The following is a 20918-nucleotide window of genomic DNA, read 5'->3' as shown; positions in this document are numbered from 1 at the left end:
AGAAGTTTCCTTCGTAACTTTATCGGAACCGCGTTCGGCAAGATTTCGTCGACATTTCCGACAAACTTCCTGCCTGTCCCCGCCCCGACACGGCACATCACGTCCACACGTCATGCAAAGTGGAACGACCGATGGAGCAAACATGGTGGGCCGACCGCGGACAGCTGGTCCGGCTGGAGGCGGTGGATGGGGCGGCACCGAGCGGCTGTGTCGCGGTGTCGCGGCTGGGGGGCGCGCAGGCGGGCGGTGACCTGTTCACGATATGGGTGCAGTTGCGCGGCGCCTCCTGGGTCGAGGCGAAGGAAGGGCGGTTCCGCCTGCGGCGCGGACAGTGGATCGCACTGGATCGCGATTCCAAGCCGCTGGTCCAGAGCGATCGCCACGGGCTGTGCCTGGGCATCGTGCTGAGCAGCGACGGCGTGAAGGCGATGGCGCGGTTCGCCGATGGGCCACTGTATTCGGGCCGTGGCCGCATGAGCCGGCGCGATGCGCTCACCCTGCTCCGCTTGTGGCGGGCGGCGTCGGAGCGCGGCAACGATGCCGGGGATACGTTCGCATTGCGTCCGCTGCTGCTGCATGTCGCCGCCGTCCAGCAGGAACTCGACCGCTACATCCAGCGTTGCCCGGGCCGCTCGCGCTCGCGCAAGCGCCAGGTGTTCGGCCGTCTGCAACGCGCACGCCTTTATCTGGAAGGCAATTGCGACCGCGTGGTCCGCATCAGCGAGCTGGCGGAACTGACCAGCTTCTCGAGCTGGTACTTCTCGCGCACGTTCTACAGCCTGTACGACGAAAGCCCGCAGGCGGCCGCGGCGCGCCTGCGGCTTGAACACGCGGCGGACCTGCTGCGCAGCACGTCGATGATGGTGGGCGAGGTGGCGGCGGCGTCGGGCTTCGACAACTGCTGCAGTTTCGCGCGCGCGTTCCGGGCGCGCTTTGGCACGTCGGCCAGCCGCTATCGCACCGCCTCGTTGGCGTCGAGGACAGACTCGGCAAAGTCATCGGGCGTCGGCCGCAAAGCGGTGTTGAAGACTGGAACGTAAGTTTGCAAGGCGTTTTAACACGCCCATAACGCAACACGTTCCTCTGAGGAGAGATTGAATGAACCACCGCAATTCGCGTCGCGCGATGCGGGTCGGCATGCTGCCGGCCGGTATCGCCATCGCACTGATCCCGGCGTTCGCCAGCGCGCAGGAAGCCACCGCTGAGACGTCCAGCACGACCACGCTGGACCGCCTGGAAGTGACCGGCTCGCGCATCCGCGGCGCCGACATGGAAACGCAGCAGCCGATCATCACGATCGGGCGTGAAGACATCGAGAAGCAGGGTTTCACGTCGGTCGCCGACGTGCTGCAGAACCTGACGTCCGCCGGCTCCCCGGCGATCGCTCGTTCGGAAGCGCTGGCCTCGGGCGAGAACGTGGGCGGTTACTACGTCGACATCCGCAACCTCGGCGCCACCCGCACGCTGGTGCTGGTCAACGGCCGCCGCCTGGGCGCCACCACCGGTGGTTACCAGGATCTCAGCCAGATCCCGATGTCGGCGATCGACCGCATCGAAGTGCTGAAGGACGGCGCCTCGGCCATCTACGGCTCCGACGCGATCGCCGGCGTGGTCAACGTGATCACGCGCAAGCGCTTCGAAGGCGCCGAGGCTTCGGCCTACATCGGCCAGACCGGTGAAGGCGATGGCGACGTCAAGCAGTACTCCTTCACTGTAGGCTCGGCCAGTGATCGTGGCGGCGTCACGCTGTCGGTCGAATACTCGAAGGAAGATCCGATCTCCGCCGCCGACCGCTGGTTCTCCAAGGACGGCAATGCCGGTCCGGATTACCCGGGTTCGGGCTGGAGTCCGATCAGCCAGAACGGCTCCTTCTGCGACCCGTGCTCGCCGGCCGCATCGGCCGTGTGGTACACGCTGCGTGCCGGTGGCAACCCGGCCAATCGCGCCGACTACGTCGTGCACACCGCGGACTACAACGCCAACGCCAACCAGCAGATGTTCCTGTCCACGGGCATCGAGCGCCGTTCGGTGTTCGTCAACGCCAACTACGACGTGACGGACAACGTCTCGTTCAACGCGGACGTGCTGTACAACCACCGCTCCACCCAGCAGCAGATCGCCGGTTATCCGTACCAGTCGGCCGCGTTCGGCACCCCGCTGTCGGCCGACAGCGCGTTCAACCCGATGCCGGGCGACACCACTTTCCGCCGTCGCCTCTGGGAAGTGCCCCGCACGACCGACAGCGAGTTGGAAACCTACCGCTTCGCCGGTGGCTTCTCGGGCTTCTTCGAAGTCGCGGGCAGGACCTGGGACTGGGATGTCGGTGCGCTGATCAACCGCAACCAGTCGACCAAGCGTGCGCACGGCGACATGAGCCTGATCGCCTCGGAGCAGGCGTTGGGCCCGTCCTTCATCAATGCCGACGGCATCGCCCAGTGCGGCAGCGCCGCCGATCCGACGCCGCTGTCGGATTGCCGCCCGTGGAACCCGTTGCTGCCCTACGGCGTGGCAGGCCAGGGCTCGCTCGCCGATCCGGACCTGCAGCGCTTTCTGTTCCCGTGGTTCACCGACACGGGCCTGACCCGCACCACCAGCTACACCGCCAACCTGTCCGGTTCGCTGTTCGAACTGCCGGCCGGCGATCTGGGTATCGCGGTCGGCGTCGAGCACCGCAAGGAGCAGGGCCGCTTCGTGCCGGATGCGTTCGCGCAATCGGGCCAAAGCACCGGCCTGGGTGCGACCACGACCGAAGGCGACTACTCGGTCGATGAGGTCTACCTCGAACTGAACATCCCGCTGCTGGCCGACGTGGCGTTCGCGAAAGAGCTGACCATCAACATGGCCAGCCGCTACTCCGACTACAGCAACTTCGGCGACACCATCAACAGCAAGTTCGGCTTCACCTGGCGTCCGATCGACGAACTGCTGGTCCGCGGCACCTACGCCGAGGGCTTCCGTGCGCCGACGATCGACAACCTGTACGGCGGCATCGGCACGAGCTTCGAGAACTACACCGATCCCTGCGGTACCGGCGCGGTCAACAGCGTGAACGGCAATGCGGCCTGCACCGGCGCCGGCGTCCCGCTGGGCTACGTGCAGCTGGGCCAGGGCCTGGTGCCCTGCACGACCTACCCGTGCGCCACGCCTGACCAGTTCATCACCGGTTCCAACCCGGCGCTGGTCCCCGAAACCTCCAAGAGCAAGACGGTGGGCCTGGTGTGGTCGCCGCGCTGGGTGCAGGGCCTGGACATCTCGCTGGACTGGTACCGCTACGAGCTGACCAACATGATCATCTCGGACAGCGTCGACCGCATCCTGCGCGACTGCTACGTGCTGGGCAACAGCGCGCGCTGCGAGGGCATCGTGCGTGCGGACGACGGCCACATCACCAACCTGTTCTACGGCCTGGCCAACCTGGGTGCGATGGAGACCGAAGGCTTCGACCTGGGCGTGAAGTACGCCCTGCCGGAACAGTCGTTCGGCAAGATCGCGTTCGACTGGACCTCGTCCTACACCAGCGTGTACGACGAAGAGGCCGAGAACTCGGCCGGTGAGAAGATCATCGTCGGCAACGTGGGCAACTCCGGCATCTTCCGCCTGCGCTCGAACCTGGGCGTCGACTGGTCGCTGGGTGCGTTCGCGGTCAACTGGACGGCCCGTTACTACTCGGGCATGAAGGAAAGCTGCGTCACGGCGCGTCCCTGCACGGAACCCGACCACATCGCCAACGGCGAACCGGACGCGATCCGCAAGGTGGGCTCCAACACGTTCCACGACATGCAGGTCAGCTACCAGGCGCCGTGGAATGCCACGATCGCCGTGGGCGCCAACAACGTGTTCGACCACAAGGGTCCGCTGATGTTCTCGAACTCGGCGTACCGCCACAGCGACTTCGCCTACTACGGCGGTTTCGATTACGACCGCTTCCTGTACGTGAAGTACACCCAGCGCTTCTGATCGCAGGATCGGCAGTCTGATGCTTGACCACGACGGCCCCGCAAGGGGCCGTCGTGCTTTCCGGAGATGCCGCTCGGCGCGCTCGGCGCCGTGCGCGGCCGTTGCTATGATCGGTCGGCCCGCTTCCGGGCTGACGCCCGTCTTCGATGAAACTCCCCGCGCCCTTCATCCAGTTGCCATTGAGCTTCGATGCCGGCGCGCTCGCGCGCGAGATCTCGGCCATCGACGAGGCGCACTGGCGTTCGCATCCCGGCGGCATCCCCGGCAACAGCGCGTTGCCGCTGATCACCACGGGCGGCGATCCCGACAGCGACCAGGTGACCGGGGCGATGCGGCCGACGCCATGGCTGGAGCGGCTGCCGTACCTGATGCAGGTGCTGGAAACGCTGGGCGCCACCTGGGGGCGTTCGCGCCTGATGCGCCTGTCCGGCCAGTCCGAAGTGACCGGGCATGTGGACATCAACTATTACTGGCGCGAACACATGCGCGTGCACGTGCCCATCGTCACCACGCCGTCGGTGCGTTTCCAGTGCGGCGAGGACGAGGTCAACATGGCCGCGGGCGAATGCTGGATCTTCGACACTTGGCGGCATCACCGGGTGCTCAATCAGGGCAACGAAACGCGCATCCACCTGGTGGCCGACACGGTCGGTGGCGTCGGCTTCTGGAACCTGCTGGAACAAGGCCGGACGCCGGAGCGGCGCGAGCCGGGATGGGCGCCCCGCAGGATCGCGCCATCCGCCGGGCACCGGGCGACGCTGGATTACGAGTCGTTCAATGCCTCCCCGGTGATGACGCCGTGGGAACTGCGCGAGTGCATCGGCTTCCTGATCGGCGAAGCCGAGCGGGGCCCGCAGGTGCCCGCGATCCATGCCGTGCTGACGCGGTTCGCGCGCCACTGGCATGGCGTGTGGGCCTGTCATGGTGACCAGCCTTCGGGACTTCCGCGTTACCGTGAGCTGCTCAAGGACGTGCAAGCCGCCATCGCGCAGGCCGGCGCGGCCCAGGTCCGCCTGCAGAACGGCCTCGGCCTGCTGCCCGCGTTGAAGGCGCACATCTTCAGCATGGCGCTGACCGTGGACGCCGATGCCGCCGCATTGCTCGATCCGCATGGCGCCCGGCCGCTGGCCGACGGCGGCAAGGACAACCGGCAGATTGCCGCGAGCGCCCCGTCCTTCGATCGCCCCGTCTTCATCGTCAGCCCACCACGGTCGGGCTCGACGCTGCTGTTCGAAACGCTGGCGGCGGCGCCCGGGGTGTACACGATCGGCGACGAGAGCCATCAGCTGATCGAAGGCGTGGAGGGCCTGGCGCCGTCGCAGCGTGAGTTCCACTCCAACCGGCTGGCGCGCGCCGATGCCACGGCTGATGTCGTGCAGGCATTGCGCGGGCGCTTCTTCGAGGCGCTGCGCGACCGCGAGGGCAACGCGCCGGGGTCGGGTGCCACCGTCCGCATGCTCGAGAAGACGCCGAAGAATGCCCTGCGTATTCCGTTTCTGAAAGCCGTGTTCCCCGACGCGAAGTTCGTCTACCTGCATCGCGATCCGCGGCAGGTGTGGGGCAGCATGATCGATGGCTGGCAGTCGGGCCGCTTCCGCATGTACAACCTGCCGGGCTGGGAGGGTCCCATGTGGTCCTTCCTGCTGACGCCGGGCTGGCGGGCACTCAACGGACAGGCACTCGGCGAGATCGTGGCGAGCCAGTGGGAGACCGCGACGCGGCTGATGCTGGACGACCTGGAGGCGCTGCCGCCGGAGGACTGGATCGCGGTGGACTACGGACGTTTCCTGCAGGATCCGCAGAGAGAAGCGGTGCGCCTGAGCGGGTTCGCCGGCTGGTCGTGGGATCGCGAACTCGGGGCGCAGCTGCCGCTGTCGCGCTACACGCTGTCGCAGCCGGACCCGGACAAGTGGCGCCGGCATGCGCAGGAGATCGAGCCGCGTCTGGTGCAGTGGAAGGACACGGTCGAACGCGCCGCGCGCGCGGCCGGCGTCTGAAACCGGCAAAAAAGAAGGCCGCCCAGGGCGGCCTTCTCGTCCACGAGCGCGTTGCCGCGCCGGGGCTCAGAACTTGTGCTTCTCGTCTTCCGGCTGCGCGGCCTGGCGGGCGATGGCGTCGACCAGCACGGCCTTGGCTTCGGCGGCATTGCCCCAGCCGTCCAGCTTGACCCACTTGCCCTTCTCCAGATCCTTGTAGTGCTCGAAGAAGTGGCCGATGCGCTCCAGCCAGTGCGGGCTGACCTGGTCGATGTCGCTGATGTGGCTGTAGCCGGCGAACACCTTGTCGACCGGCACGGCCAGCAGTTTTTCGTCGCTACCGGCTTCGTCGCTCATGCGCAGCACGCCCACGGGACGGCAGCGGATCACCGAACCCGGGATCAGCGGCAGCGGCAGCACCACCAGCACATCGGCCGGGTCGCCGTCGCCGCACAGGGTGTGCGGCACGTAGCCGTAGTTGCAGGGGTAGCGCATGGGCGTGGAGAGGATGCGGTCGACGAAGATCGCGCCGCTGGCCTTGTCCACTTCGTACTTCACCGGCTCGGCATCCTTGGGGATCTCGATGATGACGTTGATTTCGTCCGGCGGGTTCTTGCCGGCGCTGACCAGATCCAGGCCCATTGCGTGCTCCGAGGGGGTGCGGTGATTGAGGGCCGGCATTTTACGCGCTTGGCTGCTGCGGCGCAGCAGCGCCCGGGCCGGACTGGCCGGCCGTCGGCGCCGGGCGCGTGATTCAGGGTGCCCTTCAGCTTGCCGGGCCTAGAATCCGCCGCCCATGACGCTTCTCCGTGCCGCCGCCGCTCTGCTGCTGACGGGGCTGGCTCTTGCCAGCCCGGACGCGGCCGCGCGCACGGTGTACCGATGCGTGCAGGGCGGGACGGTCAGCCTGGCCACCGCGCCGGAGCCCGGCTCCAAGTGCACGGCCAAGGAGATCGACGACAACGCCGTCAGCACGCCCAACCTGTGGGGATCGATGGGCGTGTTCAGCGGCACGCTGTACGAGCGCGAGCAGGACGGGCAGAAGGTGTATTCCACCCGCAACCTGCCCGGTTCCACGCCGTACCTGAAGTTCACCGTGCAGACCCCGCCCGGCGAGCCGGCGCATCCCGGCCTGGGCCGGGTGGGCAAACCGCGGCTGGACCGCTACCCGAGCGAGTTCAAGGCCGCGTCGCGCCGGACCGGCGTGGACGACGCCTGGCTGCGCGCGGTGGCACACGCGGAAAGCGACTTCGACGCCAAGGCGGTGTCGCCGAAGGGCGCGATGGGTGTGATGCAGCTGATGCCGGAGGTGGCAAAGGAATACGGCGTGGCCGACCCGTTCTCCTCCAGCCAGTCGATCGACGCCGGTGCGCGCCACCTGGGCCTCTTGATGAAGCGCTACAAGGGCGACCTGACGCTGGTGGCCGCTGCCTACAACGCGGGCATCGGCACGGTGTCGCGCTATGGCGGCGTACCGCCTTATGCCGAAACGCAGGAATACGTCTCCAAGGTCACCGCGCTGTACGAGCTGTACCTGCGCGCGCTGGGCCGCAAGCAGGCGCCGGAACGCCCCGCACTTTGAGCGGCACGTCGGCTGCGCCGGCGTCCACCTTCACCTCGCGTCCGCAGCCGCGCGCCTAGCGTGTAACGGTGGCCCGGCCTTCGTCTGCCGGGCAGGAGATCGCCATGAAGCACCGCCGCGTATTCAGCGCCCCCTCCGTCGCCGTGGCCGAAGCCGCCCTGCGGCGTGCCGTCGGCGCGGGCATCGCCCCCGACCATGTCGCCCTGATCGGGCGTCCGGAGACCGAAGTCCGTGACGTGCCCGACCACGAAAAGGAAGCCGCCCCGACCGACTTCAAGCAGGCCGCCTTGCGTGGCTTGGTGGGCGGCGCGGTGCTCGGCCTGCTGCTGGGCGGCGCCGCGATGCTGGTGCCTGCAGTCGGTATCCACCCTGCCGGCGTGGCCGTGTGCGTGGCGATCGGCGGCTGCGTGGGCATGTGGGCGGCGTCGCTCGCCGGCTCGGCGGTGCCCAGCGAAGTCCGTCGCGACTACGAGGCGCAGCTCGAGGCCGGGCAGGTGCTGCTGGTCATCGACGACGAGGACGATGCGCGCTTGGAGCAGGCCACGGCGGCGGTGCTGGCGACCCCCGGCGTCGCGCGCCTGCAGGTGCTGCCGCACGGCCTGCTGCAGTAGCGCCGACCGCGACGTATCATCGCCACCACACCGTAAGAGGACGGGCGCATGCGTCGTTGGGCGATCACGGGAATGCTGTTCTTCGCGGGCACGGGACTGGCGTCGGATACGGCGCAGTGGGAGAAGTTCGGCGCCGACCTGCCCACCGGTCCCGTGGTGCCGCTGGCCAGCGCACTGGCCGATCCTGCTTCGCATGTGGGACAGGCCAGGGTGTTCAGCGGCCGCGTCGTCGATGTCTGCCAGAAGAAGGGCTGCTGGGTGATGCTGGAAGACGAAGGGCAGGGTGCCCGCGTGCTGCTTGGCGACCACGACTTCTATGTGCCCAAGGACGTACGCGGCCAGGCCCAGGTCCATGGCGTGCTGTCGCGGGTCGAACTGTCGCCGGACGCGCAGCGGCATACCGCGCAGGAAACCTCCGGCGCGGCGGTGCCGGCCGTGGAGTACCGCATCGTCGCCGACGGCGTGCAGGTACTGGCCGACGATCCCGGCGCCTGACCCGTCTGGTCAGGCGAGCAGGCGTTCGGAAGCGACGACGTGCCTGCCCCGCGGCGCATGCAGCGCCGCCTGCAGCAGCGCATCGGCAACCCGTTCCGCCGGCACGATGCGGTAACGCCGCGGCAGCACCCCGTCCAGCGCGCCCATCACGCGCAACGCAATCCGTTCGCCGCCGCGATGTTGCCTGCGCTCGCCGCCCAGCAGTCCCGGCCGCAGCAGCGTCAGCGACGCGAAACCTAGGGCGCCCAGCGCCTGTTCCACCTCGCCCTTGGTGCGCGAGTAGAAGAGGCGCGAATCCGCATCCGCCCCCATCGCCGACACCAGCACGAACGTCGTGGCGCCGTGTGCATGCGCCTGCCGTGCGATCGCCAGCGGATAGTCGTGATCCACCCGGCGGAAGGCGTCCTGCGAGCCGGCATCGCGGATCGTCGTGCCCAGTGCGCACGCCACGGCGTCCACGCGCCACCAGTCGGCGTCGGCGGGCAGCGTGTCGAAGTCCACCACCGGATTCACCAGCTTGGGATGCGGCGCGAGTGGCCGGCGCGTGGGCGCGACCACCTGCAGCACGCGCGGGGAAGCGAGCGCGCGCTGCAAGGCGGCCTCACCGACCAGGCCGGTGGCACCGGCCAGCATCAGACGGGTCATGGGATATGCCTCACCGGCGGGAAGACGGTGCCATCTTGCCAGTCCCGCTGCCGGAGGAGTGCACGGCATCGGTTACCCTGCCACGACGGGCGTGGCCCGATCACACGGAATTCCTGCATGCACCGCCTCGCCGCGCCGGCTTCGACCCTTGCCATGGACACCGGCCGATGAACCTGCCGCTCCACTACGGTGTGCTCGGAGCGCTGGAAGCGGGATTGATCGCGCTGATGATCGGCCTGCTGTGTTTCCTGTTCTGGAATGCGCTGTGCGTGCGGATGCGCTGGTCGATGGGTCATGCGATTGGCTGGTCGTGCCTGTCCGCCGTGGTCATCGGCGCAGGCGTGGACATCTGGAACATGTTCTACCTGGGCATCGCGCGACTCGAATCGCCGCTCTACGCGCGCATCGCGCTGCAGGGCATCCACGATCCCGACGGTCTGGGCTCGCGTGTCGTGCTGGAAATCGCCGGCGCGTTGACCGGCGTGGTGCTGGGTTGGCAATGGTTCAGCAAAAAAACCGATGACGCCGCATCGACGAAAAGCACCGAAAAAACGGATGCGTAACACCAAAGCTGGCGCGGCATCACGCATTCCACGCGCCGCAGACGCGGTGCTCACGGGCGCCTAACACCGGGCTAGCCGATGGCGGAATCCACGTGGTTAAGCACGCGTGCACGTTCATGTCGCGCCGCAAATTTCGTTCAGAACGACGGCGGCAAGGTGGGGCCGTGCGCAATCGGACGCACTCCCACAGAACGGAGCACTGACATGACGAACAACAACCGCAAGCCGCTGATCGCCCTGGTCGCCCTGAGCGCCGCGCTGGCCATGCCGCTGGCCTTCGCGCAGGAAAAGACCGACGACGGCATGCAGGAGCAGCAGACCGAGCAGAGCGCCGAACAGGCCACGGGCTCGGCCACCACGCCGACGCAGAGCACCGACGCTGGTGCCACCCAGGCCAAGCAGGGCTGGGCTGACGTCGACACCAACGCCGATGGCAACATCAGCAAGGAAGAGGCGGCCGCCAACCCGGGCCTGAGCCAGGTGTTCGACCAGGCCGATGCGAACGCCGACGGTTCGCTGACCGCGGACGAGTACAAGGCGTTCGTGAGCAAGAACTACGGCGACCAGCAGAAGTAAGCATCGCCGCCACACGGGGTGACGCCGCGCATGCTGCGTGATGCGCCGCCGTCGCCCTCCTGAAGGGGCGGCCTCTCGTGCCGCCCCTTCCACTTCCCCACACCCATCCCACTGGAGGCATCCATGAGCACGACCCGGAAGACGCTGTCCTGGCGTGGCCTGACCATCGCACTGGCCTTCGCCATCGTGCCGTTGGCACAGGCGCAGGATGCCGCCGAGCGCACGGAACGGCCCGCTGCATCCGCCGCCGAGCCCACCAGCGCACCGCGCACGTTCGAGGAGCTCGACCAGAACGCGGATGGCGCGATCAGCAAGGACGAAGCAGCGGTCGATCCGCCCCTGGCGCAGGTGTTCGGCACGCTGGATAAGGATGCCGATGGTCGCCTGAGCCCAGAAGAGTACGCAGTACATCTGCAGGGCACGCCCTGACGCACCACCCTCTCCCACGAACGAACGCATGGAGGAACCCATGAAGCCTTCTACCCACAGACTGACGATGGGCCTTGGCCTGGCGCTGTTGAGCGCGGGCCTGATGACGGCCTGCGGCCCGGAACCGGAAGATACCCCGCCGCCGAGCCCGCCCGAGCCGGTGGAGACCACGCCGCCCACCGACAACATGACGCCGCCGGCCCCCACGCCGACGGATCCGTCGGTACCGCCCACCGACTCGACGCTGCCGCCGCCGGCCAACCCGAACGCGCCGGAGACCACGCCGCCACCCGCGGATGGCACCACGCCACCGCCCAGCACGGGCGGTTGATAGTCGACACTGTCGATACGCGTCGATCACCCCACGGCCGCCCTGAAGAGGGCGGCCGTCTTCGTGTACGAAGGCGTGGCTGCTATCCTTCGCGGCCTTCGCAGAAAGGGAAGGACGGTATCCGATGGCGCGCATCCGATGGGTCGGCTTCGACGGCGACGACACGCTCTGGAAGAGCGAGGATTACTACCGGCAGGCAGAAGCGGACTTCGAGGCGATCCTCGGCACCTATGTCGATCTCGCCGATGCGCGCACGCACCAGCACCTGCTGGAAGTCGAACGCCGCAACCTGAAGATCTTCGGCTACGGCGTGAAAGGCATGACGCTGTCGATGCTGGAAACCGCGATCCAGGTGACCGACGAACGGATCAGTGCGCACGACCTGCATCGCGTGATCGAGATCGGGCGCGCCACGCTGCAGCATCCGGTCGACCTGCTGCCGGGCATCCGCGACGCGGTCGAGCGCATCGCCGCCGACCATGAGATCGTGCTGATCACCAAGGGCGACCTGTTCCACCAGGAAGCCAAGATCGCGCAGTCGGGCCTGGCCGACCTGTTCCATCGCATCGAGGTGGTGTCCGAGAAGGACCAGGCGACCTACGCGCGCGTGCTGCGCGAGCTGGAGGTGGCGCCCTCGGACTTCGCGATGGTCGGCAACTCGCTGCGCTCGGACATCGAGCCGGTGCTCGCACTGGGCGGCTGGGGCATCCACATGCCCTACCACGTCACCTGGGCGCTGGAGGCCGAGCATGGCGTCGCTGCCGATGCGCCGCGCCTGCACGTGGTGCAGAACGCCGGCGAACTGGTGGATGCGGTCGCCAGGATCGAAGCGACGCCCGACGCCTGAGCGTGCAGGCAGGCATGGCGAGGCTGGGGCACAATGGCACGGTGAAACGCGCGCTGCCGATGGCTGTCCTGCTGTGGTGCCTTGCCGGGGTGCCCGGCGTGTCTGCGGCTGCGCAGGATGTCCCGGCTGCGGCCTATACGCCTGCCAGCGGTGATGCATCGGTGGACCGGCATCTGGCCGACATCAACGATTACGCAAGCCGTTATCCCGCCGCGTTCGCGGACGAAATGGCCCGCTATTACGCTGTGCCGCGCGCCTACGTGGAAGCGATGCAGCAGCAACCCGACTGGACCGCCGGCGACATCTTCATGGCCTGCGCGCTGGCGCAGATCGTCGGGCAGCCCTGCCGTGCGGTCGTGCGCGAGTGGTCGCGCGACCACGAAGGCGGATGGAAGGCCGTCGCCGCCGGCCTTCAGGCAGAGCCGGGAAGCGCGCAGTACCGGCGCTTGCGCAGTGCGCTCGCAGCGACCTATCGACGCTGGGATCGGCCAGCGCCTGGGGCTGAGAAGTGAGTGGAGAGAAGTGAGGAGTGAGGAGTGAGTAAAAGCAGGCTTCCGCTTACTCCTCACTTCTCTCCACTCACTCCTGCTTCCTCCCGTACATGATCAGCAGCACCAGATCGTCCTCGCCGTGCTGGCGGATGGCGTGGGCGCTGCCGGGTCGGGTCAACATCGCGTCACCGGCCCGCACTTCGCGTGCGACGCCGTCCAGTTCGTAGATGCCGCGGCCACCCAGCACATAGTAGATCTCGTCCTTGTGGTGCTGGTGCAGGCCGATGCCGGCGCCGCGGTGAAGGACGCGCTTGCGGAACTCGAAGCCGAGCGCCGGTGCTTCCTTGAAGAAGGGATACGCCGTGGTGCTGCCCGCGCCACCATGCGGTCCGGGCTGCTCGATGGCGATCTCGCGCTCGTTCGCGATCAATGACGGATGCGCCTGTGCCTTGCGGTCTGACAGCGCCGTGCCTGGCGCCCCGCAGTCGGTGTCGCGCTTCACGTGCGCGGCGAGCGACGGGTGGACCTGCTTCCAGCCGGCCACCACCATGCAGGCCACCATCACCGCGCCGCGCTGCTGGAAGTGGGTGTCGTCCTGCTGATCCTGCGCGGGCACGTGCATGAAGTACGCCTTGCTGGCGTCGTCGCCGGCCGCGCGCAGCCAGTCCATGCTGAGGGTGGTCAGGTCGACCAGGCCCACCTGTTCGCGCTGCGCCAGGTCGCGCACCGCTTGTGCGTACAGGCCATGCGTATCGAGGAGTTGCCCGCGGTCGAACTTGCGACGCGCCACCGGCGTCACCAGGATCGGCGTGGCGCCCTTGCTGCGCGCCAGTTCGACATAGCGCATCAGCCACGCCGGGAACGCGCGCTGCGGCTCGTTGTAGCGGGTCGGGTCCTCGATCTTCTCGTCGTTGTGGCCGAACTGGATCAACAATACGTCGTCGGCACGCATCTCTTTCGCCATGCCGTCGAACCAGCCCTCGGCGACGAAGCTGCGCGAGCTTCGTCCACTCTGGGCATGGTTGCGGACCACGTAGGCGTCCTCATCGAGGAACGACTGCAACTGCTGGCCCCAACCCTCGCGCGGTGCGCGCTCGGGTCCGTAGTGGCTGGCGGTGGAATCGCCGGCGATGAAGACCTGGCGCGGGGGTGCGGCGTAAGCGAACGCACAGCAGACGAAGAGCGACACCGTGGCAAGCCAGCGCAACATCATCAGTGGTCTCCTCGACCGGTCTCCTGTGGGAGCGACGTCAGTCGCGATGACGGATCGGGATACCCATTTCGCGACTGACGTCGCTCCCACAGCATCCCTTACCGAGGTTCGCTGCGCGTCAGCGCGCCAGCCAGCCACCATCGACCGGAATGACCGCGCCGTTAACGTAGTCCGACGCGCGCGAGGACAGGAACACCGCCGTACCGCCCAGGTCCGACGGCTCGCCCCAGCGGCCGGCCGGGATGCGGTCGAGGATCGCCTTGTTGCGGTCTTCGTCCGCGCGCAGCTGCGCGGTGTTGTCGGTGGCCATGTAGCCCGGTGCGATGGCATTGATGTTGATGCCCTTGGCGCCCCACTCGTTGGCAAGCAGCCGGGTGATGCCGGCGATGCCGCTCTTGGACGCCGTATACGACGGCACGCGGATGCCGCCCTGGAACGACAGCATGGAGGCGATGTTGATGATCTTGCCGCTGCCCTGCGCGATGAAATGGCGACCGGCGGCCTGCGACATGAAGAACGCGGACTTGATGTTGACGTTCATCACGTCGTCCCAGTCCTTTTCGCTGAAATCCACGGCATCGGCACGACGGATCAGGCCGGCATTGTTGACCAGGATGTCCAGCCCGCCCAGGCCCTCGACGGTTTCCTTCACCAGCCGCTCGACCGGATCGATGCTGATCAGGTTGGCTTCCAGGTTGAGGAAGCGGCGACCGAGGGCGCGCACCTTCTCGCCGGTCTCGGCGGCTTCGACGATACCGGCGGCGGCGATGTCGGCACCGGCTTCGGCCAGCGCCACGGCGATGCCCTGGCCCAGGCCAGTGTTGGCGCCGGTGACCAGCGCGATCTTGCCTTCGAGACTGAACGGATTGCTTGCCATCGTGGATTCCCTCGGTGTGGTGCGCTTCTGGTGGAACGGAGCATGCTCCGCTGCGCTGGGTACATCGGTTTCGGATGGTGGTTCAGCCGAGCACGCCCGGCTCTACGCGATGTCGGTTACTTCAGCTGGCAGATGTCCAGCACGTGCATGTCGGTGTAGTCCAGGTTCTCGCCACCCATCGCCCAGATGAAGGCGTAGTTGCTGGTGCCCGAACCCATGTGGATCGACCACGGGGGCGACACCACGGCTTCGTCGTTCTGCACCACGATGTGGCGCTGTGCGTCCGGCTCGCCCATGAAGTGGTAGACGCGGTCGTTGTCGGCCAGGTCGAAGTAGAAATACACCTCGCTGCGGCGGTCGTGCAGGTGCGGCGGCATGGTGTTCCACACGCTGCCGGTCTTCAGCACGGTCAAGCCAAGCAGCAACTGCGAGGACTGGCAGGTGGCCGGCACGATGAACTGGTAGATCGTGCGCTCGTTGCTGGTTTCCAGCGCACCGCGCTCCAGCGCCACGGCGTCCTTGATCGACAGCTGCTTGGTCTCGAAGCGCGCATGCGCCGGCGTCGAGGTCAGGTAGAACTTGGCGGGGTTGGCGGAGTCATCGGACTCGAACGCCACGTCGGCGCTGCCCATCGCCACGTACAGGCCGTCCTTCGGGCCGAGCGCATAGGTCGTGCCGTCGACGGTGACCTTGCCCGCGCCACCGCCGACGTTGATCACGCCCAGCTCGCGACGCTCCAGGAACGGCTTGCCGGCGGCCGAGGCGGGCTCGGTCTGGCGCGGCAGGTCGACCTTCTTCGACACCGGGGCCGCACCGCCGATCACGAACCGCTCGTTGTGCGAGTAGTTCATCTGCACCGTATCCGCGACGAACAGGTTGCCGATCAGGTAACGGTCGCGCAGCTGGTCGTTGCTGGCGCCGTCCATCATGTCCGGGTGGGTGGCGTGGTAGGTCTTGCAGAACATGGGCGGGGCTCCGTGGATGCGGACGCCCGGGGAACGGGGCGTCGGGGAAGGTCGTGGGGCGATTCTACGGCCTCTGGTAACCGGTGTCATTTTGCGGTGCGGCAGGAGGCCGGGAATGGGTAATCGGGAGTAGGGAATGGGAAACAGAAGGGGCGGGAAGGCTGCACCGGCACTTCCCGGTGGTTTGAAGGCGCTAATCCCTCTTCACCATTCCCTATTCCCGGCCTTTCACTCCGGCGGCTGCGAGGAGTCGCGGATGATCAGGTGCGGGCGGATGCTGGCGGCGGCCAGCACCGGCGTGCCTTCCGGCTGGATCAGCATGGCGGCGGCGGTGCGGCCGGTGTCGCGGGTGTTGCGGCGGACCGAGGTCAGCGAGGGCCACAGGCGCGAGGCGAGCGGGCTGTCGTCGAAACCGACCACCGACAGCTGGCGCGGTATGTTGATGCCGGCGCGCATGGCGACCTTGTAGACGCCGGCGGCCATTTCGTCGTTGCCGGTGAAGATGGCGGTGGGACGGTTCTTGCCCGACAGCAGCTTCTCGGCGGCGACCACGCCGGACTCGAAGGTGTAGCCGGCTTCGATGATGCGCGACTTCGGAATCTCCAGGCCGCGCTTGGCCATCGCCTGCACGAAGCCGTCGGTGCGCTCGATCGACGAACGGTACGCGGCCGGCCCGGTGATTAGAGCGATGTCGGTATGGCCGAGCGACAGCAGGTATTCGGCGGCTTCCGCCGCGCCGTCGCGGTCGTGGGTGACCACCATGCGCGCGGGCGTGTCCATCGACACCGAGGCGATGCGCGAATAGCGGCAGCCGATCTCGGCCAGCATGTCGGCCAGCGCCTGGTCTTCCGACGCGCGCGGCACCAGCATCACGCCGTGCAGCTTCTGCTGCTGCACGAAGCGGCGCACGCCGTCGATATAGCCGGGGCTGCGGCTGTCGCAGGGATGCACGACCAGCTCGAAGCCCGAATCGCGCAACGCGTCCAGCGCGCCGTACTGCATGTTGACGATGTACTGCGCGGTCGGATTGTCGTACACCATGCCGATCAGGAACGAGCGGCGGAACGCCAGGCCGCGCGCCATCGGGTCGGGCACGTAGCCGACTTCCCGCATCAGCGTCTCGACCTTCTCCCGGGTGTCCTTACGGACCAGCGGCGAGTGGTTGATGATGCGCGAGACGGTTTTCTTGGAGACACCGGAGAGCCGCGCGATGTCGTTGATGGTCGCCGCCTTGCCACCGGTGGTCAGGGCAGCGGGGGTTTCGGGCTTCTTGCGCGCGGGCATGGGGCGGGGCGGGTCCGTTCGTCGGTCGGAAGGATTCTAGCGGCTGGGGATCAATCCAGCGCGCGATAGCGGAAATTACGGAAATGCACCTTGCCCTGGCCGGCGGCGTACAGCGACGGCTTGAGGGCCAGGAAACCGCCGGCGACGTTGTGGTGGTAGCCGGAGACTTCCATCTGCACCGGATACTTGGTCCAGGTGCTGCCGTCGGTGCTGGTATGGATCGTGACGATGTGGCGGTCGTGCTTCACCCGCAGCCAGAGCCTGCCGCCCCGGGCGCTGGGCGCCAGCTTGCCGGGGCGCTCAAGGCCGTAACGGTGCATGACGAACTGCTCGCCATTGCTGCCCACGCCGGCATACAGGCGGTCGTTGTAGAACAGCACGGCGCCACCCTGCGCGCCGGGTTCGACCTCCATCTCCACCTCGAACTGGTAGGCCAGGTCGCCGGCGATGACGCCCAGCGGCGAACTGTCGCGCGGCGAGGTGCCCTTGCCCTGCAGCGTCATCACGCCGTCGCCGACGCCCAGCCGCGCGGCTTCGCCCGGTGCCGGATCGTAGAACGCCCACTGCGGACCCAGCTTGCCGCTGCGGAAGTCGTCCGACAGCGCCATGCCGTGCGGCGAAAGCGCCTCGCCCGCCGGCTTGGGCAGCGGCTGGCTCAGGTCGCCGCCCTTGGCGACGAACCAGCCGTCCTCAGTCCATTCGATCGGGTCGAGCAGCGCCTGCCGGCCCAACGTCCAGAAGTCGCGCTCATAGCCGTGGTAGATCATCCACCACTGGCCGCCGGCATCCTCCACCAGCGTGGCGTGGCCGCGCGACCACCAGTACTGCTCGCGCGAGGTGGTACGCACCACCGGATTGTTCGGCGCGTTCTGCCACGGCCCGTGGATCGAGCGCGAGCGCGCGACGATCACCATGTGCCCGGTCGGTGGACCGGCGGTGCCGCCGACCGCGGTGATCATGTAGTACCAGCCGTTGCGGAAGGTGATCTTCGGGCCTTCCTGCGCATAGCCTTCCACGTCCCACGATTCCGGATAGCGCCAGCCGTCGTAGACGTGCTTCACCTCGCCGACGGTGCTCAGCCCGTCGTCGGCAAGCTGCACGTAGTCGCCGGCGCTGAGGAACAGGTAGCGCTTGCCGTCTTCGCCGACCGCATGGCCGGGGTCGATGTGCCCGGGCAGGCCGATGTCGATCGGTTCGCTCCACGGGCCGCGGATGTCGTCGGCCCACACCACGAAGTTGCTGCGGCGGGGCGATTCCGTTCCGCCGACACGCGCGGGGAAGTAGATGTAGTAACGGCCCTGGTGCTTGACCAGGTCGGGCGCCCAGATCGAGCCGACGTTCCTGGTAATGGCATGGCCGACCGGCTGCCAGTTGATCAGGTCGCGCGAATGCCATACCGGCAGGCCGGGATAGGCGGTGAACGAGGACAGCGTGAGGTAGTAGTCGTCGCCGTCCTTCAGCACCGACGGATCGGGGCGGTCGCCGGCGAGCACGGGATTGAGGAAGGTGCCGTCGCCCAGGTCCGCCTGACGCTGGTGTTCGATGCCGCGCTTCCATGCCGGCTCGCGCTGGCCGTCTTCCGCCAGCGCTGCCATGGGGGCGAACAGGCACAGGGCGATCATCCACGACTTCATTGCCATCAGGAATCCTCTACTTCGACGACGCGTGTTGCGATGTCCATTGCGGGTATTCGGTCGACAGCAGCCGCTTGGGCCAGCTGCCGTACCACTCGTAGCCGGTGCGGCGCTCGCGCGGAATGTCCTCGTAGCGCGTGACCCGCACGCTGTCCCGCGTCGCCAGCACCACGCTGTTGTCGTTCGCATCGTAGAAGCGCGCCCACAGGCCGCTGGCGGAGGGGTCGGCGACCAGGCGACGGTCCTTCGCGCTGCTGTGGAACTGGAACTGTTCCGCCGGCGCGTCGAAGGTCTCGATGCGCCAGCCGGTGATCTCGACGCGACGCAGCCAGGCCACGGCGCCGTCCACGGCCGCGACAACGGCGGGCGAGGGATCCGGGATCGACATCAGGTAGCGGACCACGCCGACGGTCTCCTGCCCCGCGATGGACGGCAGCTCGAACTTCCGTCCCTGGGCGGGCAGCAGGGTCCGCGCGTCGTACTGGCCCGCCCAGCCGGCCAGCGTGTCGCCCTGCCGCACCTGCAGGCGCAGCAGGCAGGCGTCGCCGGCATCGATCGCCGTCTGCACGCGTGCGCGCAAGGCGGCATCGACGAACGCATAGCGGCGCGTATCCGACACCACCTTGCGCAGGGTGCCCAGCACGCCGGCCGTGACGTCGTCGGCGATGGTGATGTGCGGGTGATACGGTTGCGTGGCCGGTACGGTATGCGGCCAGCCACCGCACGACGGGATCTGCTGGGCCAGCGTGAACGCGATGCCCTTCAGGCTGCCGTCGCGATAGCGCGCATCGCCGGTGATCGCATACGCCGTGGCCAGGTAGTCCAGTTGCGTGTAGATGTTGCGGTTGTCGAAACTGCCGCCGGACTTGCGCGCCTCGGCATCGAAGCGTGCCTTCTCCGCCTCATCCAGGATGCGGGCAGGATCCTGGTTCTCGATCCAGCCACCGTCCGTACGCTGGTAGCGCAGGATGTTGTCGGCGATCTTCGCGACCTCGTCCGGTGCATGACGGGGGTATTGGTCGCCGTGCACGTTGCGCCAGTGGTGGATGGCATCCTCGAAGCCGTCCAGCGAGGGCGTCTCCGCCCCTGTGGCGGTGCCCACAGATCCGGTCACCGCCAATACGGCGGCGCAGAGCAGGCGAGCGCGCAGGCGCTTCATTACTTGATCGCCCGCGGCAGCCACAGCGACAGTTCGGGGAACAGCGTCACCACCATCAGTACCGCCAGCCCCGCCAGCCAGAACGGCCAGATCGTGCGCATGCTCTGCGCGATGGTGATCTTTCCGATGGCGGTGCCGATGAAGAGCACCGAGCCCACCGGTGGCGTTACCAGGCCGATACCGCCGGTCAGCACCAGCACCAGCCCGAAGTGGATCGGGTCGATCCCGTAGGCCTTTGCCACCGGCAGGAAGATCGGCGTGCAGATCAGGATCATCGGCGCCAGGTCCATGAACGTGCCGAGCACCAGCAGCACCAGCACGATCAGCAGCAGCACCGTGTACTTGCTGTGGGCGATCGACTGCAGCGCGTCCACGGCGGCAGCCGGCACCTGCAGGTAGGCCAGCAGCCAGCCGAACACGGCAGCGGTGGCGATCACGAACAGGATCACGCCGGTGGTGCGCGCCGCGTGGGTCACGGTGGCGAAGAACTCCTTCAGCGACAGCTGGCGGTACAGCACGCTCGTCACCAGCAGCGCATAGACCACCGCAATAGCGGCGCTCTCCACCGCGGTAAAGATGCCCGCACGGATACCGAAGAAGATCAGGCCCACCAGGCCGAGGCCGGGCAGTGCCGCGACCAGTCGCAGCATCACCGCGCGCATGCCGGGGAACGGTTCGGTGCCGTAGCCGCGCTTGCAGGCCACCGCCCATCCCGTGAACATCAGCACGACGGTCATCAGCAGCGCGGGCACGATGCCGGCGGCGAACAGGTCGGCAATGGACAGGCCACCGCCGGCCGCGGCCGAGAACAGGATCAGGTTGTGCGAAGGCGGCACCAGCAGCGCCACCAGTGCGGCGGTGATGCTGACATTGACGGCGAAGTCGCGGTCGTACCCCCGCTTCACCATCTGCGGGATCATCGTGCCACCCACTGCCGAGACGTCGGCGATCGCCGAGCCCGACACGCCGCCGAAGAACAGCGACGACAGGATGCTCACCTGGCCCAGGCCGCCGCGCAGGCGGCCGACCAGCGAGGCGGCCAGGCTGATCAGGCGCTCCGAGATGCCACCGCGCAGCATGATCTCGCCGGCGAAAATGAACAGAGGAATCGCGATCAGCGACGCCGAGCCGGTGCCCGACGAGATCTGCTGCACCAGCACGATGCTGGGCAGGTCCAGGTAGAACAGCGTGGCCAGCGAGGCGGCCGCCAGGGCGTAGGCGACCGGCACGCCGATCAGCAGCAGGATCGCAAAAATCGAGAACAGCAGGGTGATCGCCATGGC

At 67.7% G+C, this 20918-nt stretch carries 21 protein-coding genes; 12 read left to right on the top strand and 9 right to left on the bottom strand.

Going from position 1 to position 20918, the window contains the following annotated elements; genetic code table 11:
• Positions 1-131: 131 nt before the first annotated feature.
• The 3 genes from ASD77_RS03250 (at position 132) to ASD77_RS03240 (ending at position 5954) form a co-directional block, all read left to right on the top strand.
• Positions 132-1040 (top strand): helix-turn-helix domain-containing protein, encoded by a 909-nt coding sequence (locus tag ASD77_RS03250; RefSeq protein WP_055937240.1) that lies wholly within the window; start codon positions 132-134, stop codon positions 1038-1040.
• Positions 1041-1098: 58 nt separating this feature from the next.
• Positions 1099-3957, top strand: a complete 2859-nt coding sequence (locus tag ASD77_RS03245) for a TonB-dependent receptor (RefSeq protein ID WP_055937237.1) — start codon at positions 1099-1101, stop codon at positions 3955-3957.
• 146 nt (positions 3958-4103) lie between these two features.
• On the top strand, positions 4104-5954 hold the full coding sequence (locus tag ASD77_RS03240) for a sulfotransferase (RefSeq protein ID WP_082563097.1): 1851 nt from the start codon (positions 4104-4106) through the stop codon (positions 5952-5954).
• A 66-nt stretch (positions 5955-6020) separates the two neighbouring features.
• On the opposite strand, the gene ppa is transcribed toward ASD77_RS03240, so the two are convergent.
• Entirely contained in the window at positions 6021-6575 is a 555-nt protein-coding gene (gene ppa, locus ASD77_RS03235; protein WP_055937232.1) for an inorganic diphosphatase, read from the bottom strand.
• 154 nt (positions 6576-6729) lie between these two features.
• Between ppa and ASD77_RS03230 the strand changes: the two genes are divergently transcribed.
• The 3 genes from ASD77_RS03230 (at position 6730) to ASD77_RS03220 (ending at position 8621) form a co-directional block, all read left to right on the top strand.
• Positions 6730-7515 carry a lytic transglycosylase domain-containing protein gene (locus ASD77_RS03230; RefSeq protein WP_055937228.1) on the top strand — a complete coding sequence of 262 codons (786 nt, stop codon included), beginning with the start codon at positions 6730-6732 and terminating at the stop codon, positions 7513-7515.
• A 104-nt stretch (positions 7516-7619) separates the two neighbouring features.
• The gene (locus ASD77_RS03225) at positions 7620-8126 is read left to right on the top strand and encodes a hypothetical protein (RefSeq protein ID WP_055937225.1); all 507 of its coding nucleotides are present in this window, start codon (positions 7620-7622) and stop codon (positions 8124-8126) included.
• 48 nt (positions 8127-8174) lie between these two features.
• Positions 8175-8621, top strand: a complete 447-nt coding sequence (locus ASD77_RS03220) for a DUF4920 domain-containing protein (protein WP_082563096.1) — start codon at positions 8175-8177, stop codon at positions 8619-8621.
• A gap of 9 nt (positions 8622-8630) precedes the next feature.
• Here ASD77_RS03220 and ASD77_RS03215 read toward each other — a convergent pair whose 3' ends face one another.
• Entirely contained in the window at positions 8631-9266 is a 636-nt protein-coding gene (locus ASD77_RS03215; RefSeq protein ID WP_055937219.1) for an NAD(P)H-binding protein, read from the bottom strand.
• A 167-nt stretch (positions 9267-9433) separates the two neighbouring features.
• On the opposite strand from ASD77_RS03215, the gene ASD77_RS03210 reads away from it, so the two are divergent.
• The 6 genes from ASD77_RS03210 to ASD77_RS03185 all read left to right on the top strand — a co-directional run bounded on the left by ASD77_RS03210 (position 9434) and on the right by ASD77_RS03185 (position 12524).
• Complete coding sequence (locus ASD77_RS03210; protein ID WP_055937210.1) at positions 9434-9829, top strand: hypothetical protein; 396 nt, start codon at positions 9434-9436, stop codon at positions 9827-9829.
• A 204-nt stretch (positions 9830-10033) separates the two neighbouring features.
• The gene (locus tag ASD77_RS03205) at positions 10034-10405 is read left to right on the top strand and encodes a hypothetical protein (protein WP_055937207.1); all 372 of its coding nucleotides are present in this window, start codon (positions 10034-10036) and stop codon (positions 10403-10405) included.
• A 123-nt stretch (positions 10406-10528) separates the two neighbouring features.
• A complete protein-coding gene (locus ASD77_RS03200; RefSeq protein WP_055937204.1) occupies positions 10529-10834 on the top strand; it encodes a hypothetical protein in 306 nt (101 codons plus the stop codon).
• Positions 10835-10874: 40 nt separating this feature from the next.
• A complete protein-coding gene (locus ASD77_RS03195) occupies positions 10875-11165 on the top strand; it encodes a hypothetical protein (protein ID WP_156383447.1) in 291 nt (96 codons plus the stop codon).
• Between the two features lie 124 nt (positions 11166-11289).
• Positions 11290-12012: an HAD family hydrolase gene (locus tag ASD77_RS03190; protein ID WP_055937197.1), complete on the top strand. Its 723-nt coding sequence runs from the start codon at positions 11290-11292 to the stop codon at positions 12010-12012.
• A gap of 41 nt (positions 12013-12053) precedes the next feature.
• Complete coding sequence (locus ASD77_RS03185) at positions 12054-12524, top strand: hypothetical protein (RefSeq protein WP_156383446.1); 471 nt, start codon at positions 12054-12056, stop codon at positions 12522-12524.
• Positions 12525-12591: 67 nt separating this feature from the next.
• On the opposite strand, the gene ASD77_RS03180 is transcribed toward ASD77_RS03185, so the two are convergent.
• The 7 genes from ASD77_RS03180 to ASD77_RS03150 all read right to left on the bottom strand — a co-directional run bounded on the left by ASD77_RS03180 (position 12592) and on the right by ASD77_RS03150 (position 20915).
• Positions 12592-13716 carry a GDSL-type esterase/lipase family protein gene (locus ASD77_RS03180; RefSeq protein WP_156383445.1) on the bottom strand — a complete coding sequence of 375 codons (1125 nt, stop codon included), beginning with the start codon at positions 13714-13716 and terminating at the stop codon, positions 12592-12594.
• Between the two features lie 118 nt (positions 13717-13834).
• Positions 13835-14593, bottom strand: a complete 759-nt coding sequence (gene kduD, locus ASD77_RS03175; RefSeq protein WP_055937192.1) for a 2-dehydro-3-deoxy-D-gluconate 5-dehydrogenase KduD — start codon at positions 14591-14593, stop codon at positions 13835-13837.
• Between the two features lie 116 nt (positions 14594-14709).
• Entirely contained in the window at positions 14710-15558 is an 849-nt protein-coding gene (kduI, locus tag ASD77_RS03170; protein WP_055937189.1) for a 5-dehydro-4-deoxy-D-glucuronate isomerase, read from the bottom strand.
• 228 nt (positions 15559-15786) lie between these two features.
• The gene (locus tag ASD77_RS03165; protein WP_055937186.1) at positions 15787-16842 is read right to left on the bottom strand and encodes a LacI family DNA-binding transcriptional regulator; all 1056 of its coding nucleotides are present in this window, start codon (positions 16840-16842) and stop codon (positions 15787-15789) included.
• 50 nt (positions 16843-16892) lie between these two features.
• Complete coding sequence (locus ASD77_RS03160) at positions 16893-18482, bottom strand: family 43 glycosylhydrolase (protein WP_055937183.1); 1590 nt, start codon at positions 18480-18482, stop codon at positions 16893-16895.
• A gap of 10 nt (positions 18483-18492) precedes the next feature.
• On the bottom strand, positions 18493-19635 hold the full coding sequence (pelA, locus tag ASD77_RS03155) for a pectate lyase (protein ID WP_055937180.1): 1143 nt from the start codon (positions 19633-19635) through the stop codon (positions 18493-18495).
• Entirely contained in the window at positions 19635-20915 is a 1281-nt protein-coding gene (locus ASD77_RS03150) for a TRAP transporter large permease (RefSeq protein ID WP_055937176.1), read from the bottom strand. Before ASD77_RS03150 ends, pelA begins: the two co-directional genes overlap by 1 nt.
• Between the last annotated feature and the right edge of the window lie 3 nt (positions 20916-20918).

The organism is Pseudoxanthomonas sp. Root65 (assembly GCF_001427635.1).
In the GTDB taxonomy this organism is placed as follows: domain Bacteria; phylum Pseudomonadota; class Gammaproteobacteria; order Xanthomonadales; family Xanthomonadaceae; genus Pseudoxanthomonas_A.
Note: the sequence above shows the minus strand (reverse complement) of the source record. Positions and strands in the feature narration are given on the sequence as shown.

Coding starts and splice junctions, on each gene's coding strand:
- ASD77_RS03180 (WP_156383445.1), bottom strand. CDS start 13,716: ATGATGTTGCGCTGGCTTGCCACGGTGTCGCTCTTCGTCTGCTGTGCG.
- ASD77_RS03230 (WP_055937228.1), top strand. CDS start 6,730: ATGACGCTTCTCCGTGCCGCCGCCGCTCTGCTGCTGACGGGGCTGGCT.
- ASD77_RS03225 (WP_055937225.1), top strand. CDS start 7,620: ATGAAGCACCGCCGCGTATTCAGCGCCCCCTCCGTCGCCGTGGCCGAA.
- ASD77_RS03210 (WP_055937210.1), top strand. CDS start 9,434: ATGAACCTGCCGCTCCACTACGGTGTGCTCGGAGCGCTGGAAGCGGGA.
- ASD77_RS03245 (WP_055937237.1), top strand. CDS start 1,099: ATGAACCACCGCAATTCGCGTCGCGCGATGCGGGTCGGCATGCTGCCG.
- kduD (WP_055937192.1), bottom strand. CDS start 14,593: ATGGCAAGCAATCCGTTCAGTCTCGAAGGCAAGATCGCGCTGGTCACC.
- ASD77_RS03200 (WP_055937204.1), top strand. CDS start 10,529: ATGAGCACGACCCGGAAGACGCTGTCCTGGCGTGGCCTGACCATCGCA.
- ASD77_RS03250 (WP_055937240.1), top strand. CDS start 132: ATGGAGCAAACATGGTGGGCCGACCGCGGACAGCTGGTCCGGCTGGAG.
- ASD77_RS03195 (WP_156383447.1), top strand. CDS start 10,875: ATGAAGCCTTCTACCCACAGACTGACGATGGGCCTTGGCCTGGCGCTG.
- ASD77_RS03240 (WP_082563097.1), top strand. CDS start 4,104: ATGAAACTCCCCGCGCCCTTCATCCAGTTGCCATTGAGCTTCGATGCC.
- ASD77_RS03165 (WP_055937186.1), bottom strand. CDS start 16,842: ATGCCCGCGCGCAAGAAGCCCGAAACCCCCGCTGCCCTGACCACCGGT.
- kduI (WP_055937189.1), bottom strand. CDS start 15,558: ATGTTCTGCAAGACCTACCACGCCACCCACCCGGACATGATGGACGGC.
- pelA (WP_055937180.1), bottom strand. CDS start 19,635: ATGAAGCGCCTGCGCGCTCGCCTGCTCTGCGCCGCCGTATTGGCGGTG.
- ASD77_RS03205 (WP_055937207.1), top strand. CDS start 10,034: ATGACGAACAACAACCGCAAGCCGCTGATCGCCCTGGTCGCCCTGAGC.
- ASD77_RS03220 (WP_082563096.1), top strand. CDS start 8,175: ATGCGTCGTTGGGCGATCACGGGAATGCTGTTCTTCGCGGGCACGGGA.
- ASD77_RS03215 (WP_055937219.1), bottom strand. CDS start 9,266: ATGACCCGTCTGATGCTGGCCGGTGCCACCGGCCTGGTCGGTGAGGCC.
- ASD77_RS03160 (WP_055937183.1), bottom strand. CDS start 18,482: ATGGCAATGAAGTCGTGGATGATCGCCCTGTGCCTGTTCGCCCCCATG.
- ASD77_RS03150 (WP_055937176.1), bottom strand. CDS start 20,915: ATGGCGATCACCCTGCTGTTCTCGATTTTTGCGATCCTGCTGCTGATC.
- ppa (WP_055937232.1), bottom strand. CDS start 6,575: ATGGGCCTGGATCTGGTCAGCGCCGGCAAGAACCCGCCGGACGAAATC.
- ASD77_RS03190 (WP_055937197.1), top strand. CDS start 11,290: ATGGCGCGCATCCGATGGGTCGGCTTCGACGGCGACGACACGCTCTGG.